The sequence below is a fragment of the Nocardia sp. NBC_00511 genome, from assembly GCF_045161165.1.
Taxonomy (GTDB): domain Bacteria; phylum Actinomycetota; class Actinomycetes; order Mycobacteriales; family Mycobacteriaceae; genus Nocardia.
Map to the genome: position 1 here is coordinate 3922021 of NZ_CP107849.1, position 12389 is coordinate 3934409.

A 12389-nucleotide genomic window follows, 5' to 3' on the forward strand; every position below is an offset into this window, starting at 1 on the left:
CTCCTCGGCGTGCCCGTCAGGCCGGGGTCATCAACCGGGTCCGGGTGGCCAGGCCGTAGTAGATCACCAGCGCCAGCCCGCAGCCGATGAACCAGCTGTACTGCGCGGCGGTGTGCATGCCGTACAGGTTGCGCGCCAGCACCGGGAACACCGCGGCCAGCGCGCCCAGCACGGTGGCGATCACCGCGACCGGGTTGAATCCCTTGCGGTACCAGTACTTTCCGGTGTCGGCCATGGTGAACAGCTGATCGACGATGATCTCGCGCTTGCGCACCAGGTAGTAGTCGGCGATCAGCACCCCGAACAGCGGGCCGATGAACGCGCCCAGCACCTCGAGGGTGTAGTGGATGACGTCCGGGTTGTTGTACAGGTTCCACGGCGTGATCAGCACCGAACCGACGGCCGCGATCATGCCGCCCATGCGCCAGCTGATCCGCTGCGGGCTCACATGCGAGAAATCGAAGGCCGGGGAGATGAAGTTGGCGACGATATTGATGCCGACCGTGGCGATGGCGAAGGTCAACGCGCCGAGCACGATCGCGAACGTGGAGTCGATGCGCGCCACCGTCTCGACCGGATCGGTGATGAGCTCCCCGTACACCGGCAGGGTCAGCGACGCGGTGATCACCACCAGCAGCGAGAACACCAGGAAGTTGACCGGCAGCCCGAGCAGATTGCCGCGCCGCACCGCCGCCATCGACTTGCTGTAGCGGGAGAAGTCGCCGAAGTTCAGCATCGGCCCGCAGAAGTAGGACACCACCAGCGCGATCGCGCCCAGCACCACCGGCAGCGCGTCCCAGCCGTGGTACTTGACCGAACCCAGCTGCAGGTCGATCGAACTCCAGCCCGCCTTGTAGATCAGGTAACCGCACAGCAGGAACATCACGACGTACACCGCCGGACCGCAGAAGTCGATGAACTTGCGGATGGACTCCATGCCCTGCCAGAACACCGCCGCCTGCACCACCCAGAGCGCCAGGTAGGCGCACCAGCCCAGCAGCGACAGGCCCAGGAAGCCGTAATCACTCGCCACCGAGTAGGGCGCGAGACTCGGGAACAGCTTGACGGCCACCACGATCAGTGCCGCCGAGGCCAGATAGGTCTGGATTCCGTACCAGGCCACCGCGATCAGACCGCGGATGATGGCCGGGATATTCGCCCCGAGCACCCCGAAGGCGCTGCGGCACATGACCGGATACGGCACCCCCGCTCGCTGGCTCGGCGCGGCTACCAGATTGCACAGAAAATATACGATCGTGATGCCGACGAGCAGGGCGACCAGCACCTGCCATCCGGCCAGTCCGAGCGCGAACAGGCTGCCCGCGGTGACGTAGCCGCCGACGCTGTGCACGTCCGACATCCAGAACGCGAAGATGTGATAGGAGCCCCAGGTCTGCTTCTTCAGCGGGGCCAGATCGTCATTGGTCAGCCGCGGGTCGTATGCTGGAGAAGCTTGTGGCGCAAGCGATTCCGCGCTCGACGTAGGCGGGGCCGGGTCGGCCGGGGCAAGTCCGGCCGAGACGGGCGCGACGATGTCGGTCATGATGGGTCCGATCCGAAATCCGATGATGGTGCGCTCACGCTAGATTCGCGCGATTGCCCTCGGATTGCACGTCCATTTCCCGCTTATTGCGCGTCCCATATATGTTTCCGCACCGCCCCGGCCAGGGGTTTCACACTCGCACCAGGGCTGCGGATCGCAGAGCGCTCACATCATGGTGGCGCTCAGGGTGCCGATGCCGGTGGGGATGCCCGGACCCAGGCAGCCCATCACCATCTCCGGGGTCATCATCTCGTAGGTGGCGCTGACACTGACCCAGCTGCCCTCCCCGAAACCCGAGATGACCTGCATGGGACCGACGGTCGGCTGGCTCATGCCGACCGGCCAGGGGCCCCAGAGGGTACTCGTGTCCCCGTTGGACCACAGCATGTTCACCGTCAGCGGGCCGTCCGCGGGATGCATGCAGTCCGACCGCGCCTCGTGCACTCCGGTGAAGGTCGCGCCGGTGATGCCCGGATAGCCGGTGCATCCCCACAGTCGTCCGACCGAGGTGAAGATGAACTGGGTCGGCGTCATGGTGATCCCGCCCTGCACCGCGGTCCAGCGGAAGTCGCCGCCGGTGCAACTGCCGATGCCGCTGGCGTGCGCGGTCGGGGCGGACAGCGGCGCGATGCCGGAGACACCGCAGACGGCCAGTGCGGCCAGGATTTTCACTGCCTTGGGCACAGCTTCCCTCTCTGCCGGGATTGGTGGAGGTGGCACACGACATCGGTGCTGAACTGCGATGATCGGTCAGAACATAAGCCTCGCGAACCTCGCGAACCGGTATTTGACGAGCGTTGCCGGGTCCGATCGGCATGTCTCCCCCGGGCGGCAGGCGCGCAGTCGCGACAGCCGGGGTGAACAGCTGGCAACATGGCGCGCATGGATCTCACGGCACGGATCGACGCGGCGGCAACCCTTCTCGCACCGGTGCTACGGCGGACACCGGTGGTGGCGTCGCGGGTGCTGTCGGAGCGCGTCGGGCACCAGGTGTGGCTGAAATGCGAGAACCTGCAGCGCACCGGATCGTTCAAGCCGCGCGGGGCCTACAACCGGATCGCCAACCTCACGGCGGCGGAACGGGCGCACGGGGTGGTCGCGGCCAGCGCGGGCAATCACGCGCAGGGGGTGGCCTGGTCGGCGACCTCGCTGGGCATCGAGTCGACGGTGTTCATGCCGGTCGGCGCGGCGCTGCCGAAGCTGGTGGCCACCAGGGCATACGGGGCGACCGTGCATCAGGTCGGCGAGACCATCGACCGATCACTTTCCGCCGCACGGGATTTCGCCGAGCAGACCGGGGCGACACTGGTGCACCCGTTCGATCACGTCGACATCGTCGCCGGGCAGGCCACCTGCGGCCTGGAAATCCTGGAGCAGCTACCGGACGTCGGCACCGTGCTGGTGCCGACCGGCGGCGGCGGACTGCTGGCCGGGGTGGCCGCGGTCATGCAGCGGCATCGGCCCGAGGTGCGGGTGATCGGGGTGCAGGCCGCCGAGGCCGCGGCCTGGCCCGCCTCGCTGCTGGCGGGCAAACCGGTGGCGCTGGAACACATGTCGACCATGGCCGACGGCATCGCGGTGGGGCTGCCCGGCGAGGTGCCCTTCGAGCAGATCCTGGCGAGCGAACCGACCATCGTCACCGTCGACGAGGACGCGCTGTCGCGGGCACTGCTGCTGTGCATGGAACGCGCCAAACTCATCGTCGAACCCGCCGGGGCCGCCGCGGTCGCCGCCCTGATGGCCTGTCCCCCAGACGAACTCGCGCTCGAGGGGCCGGTGTGCGCCATCCTGTCCGGCGGCAATATCGATCCGCTGCTGCTGACCCGGGTGATCGGTCACGGCCTCAGCGCCGCGGGCCGCTACCTGGCCGCCCGCATCACCATCTCCGATCGTCCCGGCAGTCTTTCGCGCCTGCTCGGCGAACTCGGCCGCACCGGTGCGAGCGTGCTGGACGTGGTGCACTCCCGCACCATGCCGTGGCTGGCCATCGACGAGGTCGAGGTCATCCTCACCCTCGAGACCCGCGGGCCGACCCATCGCGACGAGGTGCTCACCGCGCTCGACGACGCCGGATACGTTGTGCACGTGCAGGACTGAGCGCGCCCGTCAGTGCGCCCCGCCCAGTTCCAGTGCCAGCACGCCCGCGATGATCAGCACGATGCCGCCGATCTGCACCGGCGTGATGTGCTCGTCGAGGAACAGCGCGCCGATGGTCGCCACCGCCACCACCCCGATCGCCGACCAGATGCCGTAGGCGACCCCGATCGCCATCCCCCGCTTCAGCGCCTGCGACAGGAACCAGAACGCCGCCACATAGCCGATCACCACGATGATCGAGGGCACCAGTTTGCTGAACCCCTCGGAGATCTTGAGCGACACCGTCGCCGTCACCTCGGACACGATGGCGAGCGCCAGCAGCAGGAACGTCATAGCTGCACAATAGCCATTCACGGCACCCCGTCCGGGGCTCGGTTCGCGCCGGGCGCGGATAAATGAGATGCGCGGCATCGGCGGGTGTGGTTATGGTGCTCGGCATGTGGCAGCAGCTTTACTCCTGAGCGCGATTCGTCCCTGACGCCGACCGGCACCCGGTCCCTGCTTTCGACGGCAGGTCGCACCGCCGTGCGTCGGTATTCCCGATATCGACCGGCCTCCGGCCCGGTGAGTCGGTCCCTTAGTTCCAGGAGGCACTGTGCCCGAGCGCTTTTCGCTACCCATGAACAACTCCGAACCCATGCCGGACGCCGTATCCGACGAACGCCCGCTCTCCCGCAAGGAGCGCCGGGCGCGAAACGGCAAGCAGGCTCAACAGATTCAGAGCAAGATCCGCGATTCCGGCCGGGTCTCCGTCCCGCCCGCGAAACACCAGAACTACCGGCGCGGATGACCAACGGCCCGTGGGGTTTTCGAACCCCACGGGCCTTCCCGTCCGTCAGTGCACGAGTTCGAGCAGCGCGGTCGCGTCCGCCAGAGTCGACTTGTCCCACGCACCGGGCGGCGTGATCAAGGCATGGTCGATCCCCAATTCGGCCAAGACATGCAGATGTTCGGCGGCGGCGTTCACCCCGGCGGTGAAGTCGACGGTGCTCACCACGGTCTTCTCGATCTCAGCAGGATCGCGCCCGATCTCCTCGCAGTGCTGACGCAGCACCTCCAGCTTGCGAGTCAGATTATCGCCGAACCCCGCCCCGGGCAGGTCGAACAGATTGCACGCGTCCGCATATCGCGCGACCAGCCGCAACGTCTTCCGCTCCCCGCTGCCCCCGATCAGGATCGGCGGATGCGGCCGCCGCACCGAATTCGGCGAATTCAACGGCCGCTCCAGCCGATAGTGCTCGCCGTGGAACGGCGACTCGTCCCCCGCCCACATCTGATGCGCCAGCCGCAACGCCTCCTCGAGCCGCTCGAAGCGCTCCCCGAGACGCGGGAACGGAATCCCCAATCCCTCTGCCTCGAAACGGGTTTCGGCCCCCATGGGTTCCGGATCGAACGGCGCGCCCGCCCCGATCCCGAAGTACATCCGTCCCCCGCTGAGCACATCGAGGGTGGTGACGGTCTTGATCAGCACCCCGGGATGCCGGTAGGAGACCGAGCCGACGAGCGCGCCAAGCGCGATCCGCCGCGTCACGCCCGCCAGGAAGCCGAGCGTCGAATACGCCTCCGGCATCGGCGATTCCACCGGTTCGCCGGAGATGCTGATCTGGAAGAAGTGGTCCATCACCCACAGGCTGTCGAAGCCCGCCTCGTCGGCGGTGCGCGCGATGCCCTCGATGGTCGCGCCGAGTTCGGCCGTGGGTACGGGCCAGGAGAAGTTGGTCAGTCCGATTCCGAGTTTCATCGGATCCTCCGATAGTCGTTAGCCGGACAACGAGTCTATCGTTGCTCGGCTAACGACTGTCAACCCCTTACGCTGTATCGACCATGTCCGATACCGCCGACGACTTCCAGTCCGCCTTCTGGGCCGCGAAACACGCACTGGCCGTGGCCAACGCCGCCGCCTTCGCCCATCACGGCGTCCACGAGGGCCAGCAGTTCGTGCTGCGCCAACTCTGGTCCGAAGACGGCCTCACCCCCGGCGAGATAGCCCGCCGCCTCGGCCTGGCCACCTCCACCATCACCCGCGCCGCCACCCGCATGGAGGCCACCGGCCTCCTACGCCGCGAACCCCACCCCACCGACCGCCGCCTCGTCCGCCTCCACCTCACCCCCCGAGGCCACAAACTCGAGCACGCCATCGAATCCGAAACCGACGCCATCACCGAAAGAGCCCTGACCACCGTAGATCCGGCCGACAGGGCTTCCTTCATCCGGGTGCTGCGCACCATCAAGCGCAACCTCGACGCGGGTTAGACCCCCGGGGCCTGGAGGGCCCATTCGCGGCCGTCGGGGTCGCGGACGGTCATTTCCTGGGTGCCGTAGTGGGTGGGTTCGAAGTCGGTGACGATGTCGACGTCGGCGGTGGGGCGGTGGGTGGTGTCGGGTACGCCGACAACGAGTTTCAGGCCGGGGGGCTGGGTGGGGGCGATTTCGGCGACGAAGACGGTGGGGCCTTCGGGCATGCGGAACTGGCCGGAGTTGTGGCCGGTCTCGAACTCCACCTCGAAGCCGAGGCCCTGTAGGAAGCGGGCGGTCTTGCCCCAGTTGTGGGTTTCCAGGAAAACGGTTTCGATGCCTTTGACGGTCATTTCACTCCTCCTTCGATGACTGGCGGTGGGCGTCCAGATACGCCCGCAGCGCGTCGGCGACCAAGGCCGACAGCGACATTCCCGACTCGATCGCGTGGTATTTGACCTGCTTGATCAGCGAGATCGGCAGGTAGACGTTGAATTGCTTCACTTCTTCGCCCACCCTTCGAGGCTAGCATGCTAGCAATCTAGCCGCCAGGGGTAGCGGGACACGGGACCGATTTCGAACGGCACGCGGGGGAATTGGACTCCGGACCAAACATTTTGGTGGAGGGCGTCGAACTACTCGGGCAGGGCGTTGTCGATCAGAGGTTCAGTGGTATGCGGGTAATTGTCGGAATTTCGGCCGAACGGACGTCGGTGCGCGGGATCGTGCACACGGATGCAGCGGACGCGCGATGGCCACCGCCGGGGCGGGGGCGCGCCGAGCGGAGGATCGAGGACGGCGCGCTCGGCACGGCAGTGACCGAGGTGCTCGACCAGCTCGCGGCGGTCGCGGAGGTCGACGATGCGGCCGTCGTGTATCGGACCGCAGCCGAGCGACGGGAGCTCGTCACGGCGCTGGCCGCGGGGAAATGGCAACGCGCCTCGTATGTTTCGATCAAGAACGCGCTGGTCGCGGTCGCCGGGGAGGTGGAGCGGCCGGGCAACCTGCTGGTGCTGGAGCTGCTGGGGAATCACACCGCCTTCGTCGCCACGGGGGACGATCGCTCGCAGATCGCCGCATCGGATTCGTGGGCGGAGGGCAGCGCCGATCCGGAGGGGGCCGGCGCGGCCATCGCGCGCATCTGGCCGCTGTTGGACGCGGCCGGAATTCGACCGGACGCCGTGGTCATCTGTGGGTCGGCGGCTGACGACACCGACATCGCCAATGTGATCGCGCTCGGGTTCGACGCACCGGTGGCGGAGATCTCCGACCCCGCCGACGCGGTGGCGCGTGGTGCGGCGCTGGTCGCCGCGGAACAGTTGCACGACATGGTCGATGAGGCCCCGCCGAGCGTGGACCGGCGTTCGCAGCGGGTCGTGGTCGCGGCGGCCGCCGTGGTGGCGGCACTCGCCGGAACCGGATTCATGGTCGCGCACTCCCGCGACCACGCCGTGCCCGCGGCACAGGTGCGGATGAGCCCGGTCGCCACCGGCACCGGATTGCCCGCCACGCCAACGACATCGGTACTGCTCCCGGCACCGGCGGCAGATCCGGGAACCACCATCGATCCGCCGCCACCGGATCAGTCGACGCCGACCACCACCCTCGAACCGGCGCCCGCACCACCCGCCCCGGTCACCGTCGCTCGCCCCACCCGGGTACCGGCCACGACCGAAACCCCCACCAGCACGGACACTCCCCCGCCACCGGACCCGACCACGACGACCCCGACCACGGTCGGCGCACCCGGCCCCGACTGGCTGTTCCCCGGCGAATCACCGCCGCCCGCAGCGGGTTCGGATCCCGCCAAGGAAAAGGCCTGGTGGGATACCCACTGGCAGCTGAAGGACCGCTGGCTGCACGGCGAATAGATCCTCGGACGAAAATCGCCCGTGGTGCGCCGATTCGGCAGCACCACGGGCGATTTCGTCGTGAACGTGAACGCTCAGTCGAGCCAGGTACGGTGCCCGGCAGCCGTCCCGCGAACCTCTTCGAGCTGCTTGGCGACCTGCGTGCCCGCCGTACCACCGCGGGCATTGCGGGAGGCGATGGAGCCCTGCACGGTCAGCACCTCACGCACCTGCGGGGTCAGCGCCGGGTCGACCGCCGCGAACTCCGCGTCGGTGAGCTCGTCCAGGCCGACACCACGCGACTCGGCGGCACGCACGCACCCACCGGCGGCCTCGTGCGCGACCCGGAACGGAACACCCTGGCGGACAAGCCATTCCGCGATATCGGTGGCGAGGGTGAACCCGGCCGGGGCCAGCTCGGCCATCCGGTCCGTGTGGAAGGTCAGGGTGGAGACCAGTCCGGCGATGGCGGGCAGCAGCAGTTCCAGCTGAGCCACCGAGTCGAAGACCGGTTCCTTGTCTTCTTGCAGGTCACGGTTGTAGGCCAGCGGCTGCGCCTTCAACGTGGCCAGCAAACCGGTGAGGTTGCCGATCAGGCGGCCCGCCTTGCCGCGGGTGAGCTCGGAGACGTCCGGGTTCTTCTTCTGCGGCATGATCGAGGAGCCGGTCGACCAGGCGTCGGCGAGGGTGATGTAACCGAATTCCGGTGTGCTCCAGATGATCACCTCTTCGGCCATCCGGCTCAGATCGACCGCGATCATGGCCAGCACGAACGCCGCCTCGGCCGCGAAGTCACGCGAGGAGGTGGCGTCGATGGAGTTGGCGGCCGAGGCGTCGAAGTTCAGCTCGGCGGCAATGGCTTCCGGATCCAGGCCCAGCGAGGACCCGGCCAGCGCGCCGGAACCGTAGGGCGACACCGCAGCCCGCTTGTCGAAATCGCGGATCCGCTCGAGATCACGCAGCAGCGGATGCGCGTGCGCCAGCAGATGATGCGACAGCAGCACCGGCTGCGCGGCCTGCAGATGCGTCTTGCCCGGCATCACCGCGTCCGGGTGCGCGGCGGCCTGCGCGGTCAGCGCGTCCACCACGTCCAGCACGCCGGATCCGATGCGCCGCACCGCATCCCGCAGCCACATCCGGAACAGCGTGGCGACCTGGTCGTTGCGCGAGCGACCGGCGCGCAGCCGCCCGCCGAGCTCGGTCCCGACCCGGTCGATGAGCCCGCGCTCGAGCGCGCCGTGCACGTCCTCATCGGATTCCAGCGGCCCGAACGCGCCCGACTCGACGTCGGCGGCCAGCGAGTCCAGTCCGGCCAGCATGCCGGTGAGGTCACCCTCGGACAGCAGTCCGGCCTTGTGCAGCACGCGCGCATGGGCTTTGGAGGCGCGAATGTCGTACGGCGCGAGCACCCAGTCGAAGTGGGTGGACTTGCTCAGCGCCGCCATCGCCGCGGCCGGGCCGGACGCGAAGCGTCCACCCCACAGCGCGCCTTCGTTCGTGCTGCCGCCCTGCGTCATAGCGTGTCGTCTCCTCGCGGTTTGGTCGCGGTCATCAGGATGTGTGCGCTCATTCCGGCCTTGGCCGTCTCGGGGACGGTGCGGCCGCGGTCTTCGAGCAGGGTCACCGGGTCACCCTCGGTCACCAGCCACTGGTGCATGGCGAACCAGTCGCGGGGGTCCTGGCGGTCCTCCCACGGGTAGAACAGATTTTCCAGGTCGATATGAATTCCGGCCTTGGCCATCACCTGCGAACGCCGCTCGCGGTGCTCATCGGACAGCTCCCGGTGGCCGGTGCCCAGGTTGAGCGCGAGTCGACTACCGGGGGCACTGAGTTCCAGCACGTGCTCGAGCAGCGCGTCCTGGGCATGCCCGGGCAGATACCGCAGCAGCCCCTCGGCCAGCCAGGCCGTCGGCTGATCCGGTTCGAAACCCTTGTCCAGCAGGGCTTTCGGCCAGTCGTGCCTTAGGTCGATGGCCACCTCGCGGCGATCGGCGGCAGGCTGGTCGTCGGCCAGCGCACGCGCCTTGAACGCCAGCACCTTCGGCTGATCCAGCTCGAAAATCCTGGTGCCCGAAGGCCATTCGAGCCGGTAGGCGCGGGCATCGAGCCCGGCCGCCAGGATCACGATCTGCTGGATCCCGGCGCGCGCCGCCACCGCGAAGTACTCGTCGATGTAGACGGTGCGCGCGATCAGCACACTGCCCATGGACCAGCCGCGCAGATCCGGATCGTCGATATCGCGTCCGCTCAGCGCACCCGCCATCAGCGTGTTCCAGCCGTCGTTGCCGACCGCTGAGACCAGCTTCGCCGCGTACGGATCGTGGAAAAGCGCGTCGTCCCGGCTACTTTCGTAGGCCCGGATGGCGGCCACGCCGAGGGCGGTCGCGCCCACGCTCTCCGTGATGTCCCAACTGTCGTCATCGGTTCGCATGGGCGCGTCTCCTCTTGGCCGGTTGTCCCCGGTCGCAGGCTACTACTTGCTGTTGAGATCCCGTCGCGCCGCGACCTTGGAGGACAGGCCGTGGATCTGCACGAAGCCCTTGGCCAGCGACTGGTCGAAGGTGTCGCCCGCGTCGTAGGTGGCCAGGTTGAAGTCGTAGAGCGACTCGTCGGAGCGACGGCCGTTGACGACCACGCTGCCGCCGTGCAGGACCATGCGGACCTCACCGGAGACGTGCTGCTGGGTCTCGGCCACGAAGGCGTCGAGGGCGCGCTTGAGCGGCGAGAACCACAGGCCGTCGTACACCAGCTCGCCCCACCGCTGCTCGACCTGTCGCTTGTAGCGACCCAGCTCGCGCTCGACGGTGACGGCTTCCATCTCCTGGTGCGCGGTGATCAGCGCGATGGCGCCGGGCGCCTCGTAGATCTCGCGGGACTTGATGCCGACCAGGCGGTCCTCGACCATGTCGAGGCGGCCGACGCCCTGGCGGCCGGCGCGCTGGTTGAGCTCGGTGATGGCCTCGAACATGCTGACCGGGCGGCCGTCGATGGCGACCGGAACGCCCTTGTCGAAGGTGATGATGAGCTCGTCGGGCGCTTCGAAGTTGACGGTCGGGTCGACGGTGTAGTCGTAGACGTCCTTGGTCGGCGCGTTCCAGAGGTCCTCGAGGAACCCGGTCTCGACCGCGCGGCCCCACAGGTTCTGGTCGATGGAGAAGGGCGACTTCTTGGAGACGTTGATCGGCAGCTTGTTCTCACCGGCGAACTCGATGGCCTTCTCACGGGTCCAGGCGTAGTCGCGGACCGGTGCGATCACCTTCAGGTCGGGCGCGAGCGCGCCGATGCCGACCTCGAAGCGGACCTGGTCGTTGCCCTTGCCGGTGCAACCGTGCGAAACGGTGTCGGCGCCATGGTATTCGGCGGCCTCGACCAGGTGCTTGACGATCAGCGGCCGGGAGATGGCCGAGACCAGCGGGTAGCGGCCCATGTAGAGCGCGTTGGCCTGGATGGTCGGCAGGCAGTACTCGTTGGCGAATTCGTCACGGGCATCCACCACGATGGACTCCACCGCGCCGCAGTCGATGGCGCGCTGGCGCACATCGTTCATGTCCTCGCCGCCCTGGCCGAGATCGATGGCGACGGCGACGACTTCGGCCCCGGTCTCCTTGGCGATCCAGCTGATGGCAACAGAGGTGTCCAGCCCGCCGGAGTAGGCGAGTACGACGCGCTTGGTCATGTCCGTGCTCCTCGATTCATACGTCTAGGTTCTGCGCAGCCCGCCGGCGCGGGCGACGGGCCGGTCCTGTCGGCTCTCGCCGGGCGGCTCCGCGTGCTGCAAATGATTATGCACGACGATGCAATCCCATTCATAACCGGGGTACCGACCTTGCGTCCGACCGGCCACCGGAATACAGTACGGACGTACGGTTTGGTAAACCTGGCGAGTGGAGCTGCGATGTGGGACCCCGACAAGTACCTGGCCTTCGATGATCTGCGGGCACGCCCGTTCTTCGATCTGGTGGGCCGCGTCAACGCGAGCACACCCCGGCGCGTTGCCGATCTGGGCTGCGGCCCGGGCAATCTGACCACCACCCTCGCCACCCGCTGGCCCGGCGCCACCGTCGAGGCCTTCGACTCCTCCCCCGAGATGGTCGCCGCCGCGCGCGAGCACGGCATCGACGCCACCGTCGCCGACGTCCGCGACTGGATGCCCGCCCCCGACACCGACGTCGTGGTGACCAACGCTGTCCTGCAATGGGTTCCGAACCACCTCGACCTGCTCCCCCGCTGGATCGATGCCCTCCCAGACGGTGCCTGGTTCGCCCTGCAGGTCCCCGGAAACTTCGACGCCCCTTCCCATCTCGCCATCCGCGACCTCGCCCACAGCGAATCCTGGCGCGCCACACTGAATTCCGGCGGCCTGCTGAATCGCGAATCGGTACCGGACCCCGCCGGTTACGCCGCGGTGCTGACCGCCGCCGGATGCCAGGTCGACGCCTGGGAGACCACATACCTACAGCCTCTGACCGGCGATGACCCCGTCCTTGAATGGGTCACCGGCACCGCGCTGCACCCGGTCCGCGACGCACTCGAGGACGCCGACTGGGCCCGCTTCCGCGCCGAACTCGCTCCGATCCTGCGCACCGCCTACCCCCGGCAGCCCGACGGCACCACCTGGCTCCCGTTCCGCCGCGTCTTCGCGGTCGCACGAAAGACCAAGTGAG

General features: G+C 68.0%; 14 protein-coding genes. 5 read left to right on the forward strand and 9 right to left on the reverse strand.

What is annotated here, in order from left to right; translation table 11 throughout:
* Positions 1–16: 16 nt before the first annotated feature.
* Together OG300_RS18460 and OG300_RS18465 are read right to left on the reverse strand one after the other, a co-directional pair.
* Positions 17–1543, reverse strand: coding sequence for an NCS1 family nucleobase:cation symporter-1 (locus tag OG300_RS18460; protein ID WP_405497571.1), 1527 nt, complete (start codon positions 1541–1543; stop codon positions 17–19).
* A 165-nt stretch (positions 1544–1708) separates the two neighbouring features.
* On the reverse strand, positions 1709–2227 hold the full coding sequence (locus OG300_RS18465) for a hypothetical protein (RefSeq protein ID WP_405497573.1): 519 nt from the start codon (positions 2225–2227) through the stop codon (positions 1709–1711).
* 198 nt (positions 2228–2425) lie between these two features.
* On the opposite strand from OG300_RS18465, the gene ilvA reads away from it, so the two are divergent.
* Complete coding sequence (gene ilvA / locus OG300_RS18470) at positions 2426–3640, forward strand: threonine ammonia-lyase (protein ID WP_405497575.1); 1215 nt, start codon at positions 2426–2428, stop codon at positions 3638–3640.
* Between the two features lie 9 nt (positions 3641–3649).
* Here the strand turns inward: ilvA and OG300_RS18475 are convergent, their stop codons facing one another.
* Positions 3650–3973, reverse strand: coding sequence for a DMT family transporter (locus OG300_RS18475; RefSeq protein ID WP_405497577.1), 324 nt, complete (start codon positions 3971–3973; stop codon positions 3650–3652).
* 262 nt (positions 3974–4235) lie between these two features.
* Here OG300_RS18475 and OG300_RS18480 point away from each other — a divergent pair, with 262 nt between their 5' ends.
* Complete coding sequence (locus OG300_RS18480) at positions 4236–4430, forward strand: hypothetical protein (RefSeq protein ID WP_405497579.1); 195 nt, start codon at positions 4236–4238, stop codon at positions 4428–4430.
* Positions 4431–4475: 45 nt separating this feature from the next.
* Here the strand turns inward: OG300_RS18480 and OG300_RS18485 are convergent, their stop codons facing one another.
* Complete coding sequence (locus OG300_RS18485; RefSeq protein ID WP_405497581.1) at positions 4476–5381, reverse strand: LLM class F420-dependent oxidoreductase; 906 nt, start codon at positions 5379–5381, stop codon at positions 4476–4478.
* An 83-nt stretch (positions 5382–5464) separates the two neighbouring features.
* Here OG300_RS18485 and OG300_RS18490 point away from each other — a divergent pair, with 83 nt between their 5' ends.
* Positions 5465–5893: a MarR family winged helix-turn-helix transcriptional regulator gene (locus OG300_RS18490; RefSeq protein WP_405497583.1), complete on the forward strand. Its 429-nt coding sequence runs from the start codon at positions 5465–5467 to the stop codon at positions 5891–5893.
* Here the strand turns inward: OG300_RS18490 and OG300_RS18495 are convergent.
* Positions 5890–6228 (reverse strand): VOC family protein, encoded by a 339-nt coding sequence (locus tag OG300_RS18495; protein WP_405497585.1) that lies wholly within the window; start codon positions 6226–6228, stop codon positions 5890–5892. The genes OG300_RS18490 and OG300_RS18495 overlap by 4 nt on opposite strands.
* 1 nt (position 6229) lies before the next feature.
* Positions 6230–6391, reverse strand: coding sequence for a CopG family transcriptional regulator (locus OG300_RS18500; RefSeq protein ID WP_405497587.1), 162 nt, complete (start codon positions 6389–6391; stop codon positions 6230–6232).
* Between the two features lie 158 nt (positions 6392–6549).
* Here OG300_RS18500 and OG300_RS18505 point away from each other — a divergent pair, with 158 nt between their 5' ends.
* Positions 6550–7746, forward strand: a complete 1197-nt coding sequence (locus OG300_RS18505) for a hypothetical protein (RefSeq protein WP_405497589.1) — start codon at positions 6550–6552, stop codon at positions 7744–7746.
* A gap of 74 nt (positions 7747–7820) precedes the next feature.
* Here the strand turns inward: OG300_RS18505 and argH are convergent, their stop codons facing one another.
* From argH to OG300_RS18520, 3 genes are read right to left on the reverse strand one after another with little or no spacing between them, the layout of a single operon-like run.
* Positions 7821–9242 (reverse strand): argininosuccinate lyase, encoded by a 1422-nt coding sequence (argH, locus tag OG300_RS18510; protein WP_405497591.1) that lies wholly within the window; start codon positions 9240–9242, stop codon positions 7821–7823.
* Positions 9239–10156 carry an SAM-dependent methyltransferase gene (locus OG300_RS18515; protein ID WP_405497593.1) on the reverse strand — a complete coding sequence of 306 codons (918 nt, stop codon included), beginning with the start codon at positions 10154–10156 and terminating at the stop codon, positions 9239–9241. The genes argH and OG300_RS18515 overlap by 4 nt, the downstream gene beginning before the upstream one ends.
* 42 nt (positions 10157–10198) lie before the next feature.
* The gene (locus OG300_RS18520; protein ID WP_405497595.1) at positions 10199–11401 is read right to left on the reverse strand and encodes an argininosuccinate synthase; all 1203 of its coding nucleotides are present in this window, start codon (positions 11399–11401) and stop codon (positions 10199–10201) included.
* A gap of 219 nt (positions 11402–11620) precedes the next feature.
* Here OG300_RS18520 and OG300_RS18525 point away from each other — a divergent pair, with 219 nt between their 5' ends.
* Positions 11621–12388: a trans-aconitate 2-methyltransferase gene (locus OG300_RS18525; protein WP_405497597.1), complete on the forward strand. Its 768-nt coding sequence runs from the start codon at positions 11621–11623 to the stop codon at positions 12386–12388.
* Position 12389 lies beyond the last annotated feature (1 nt).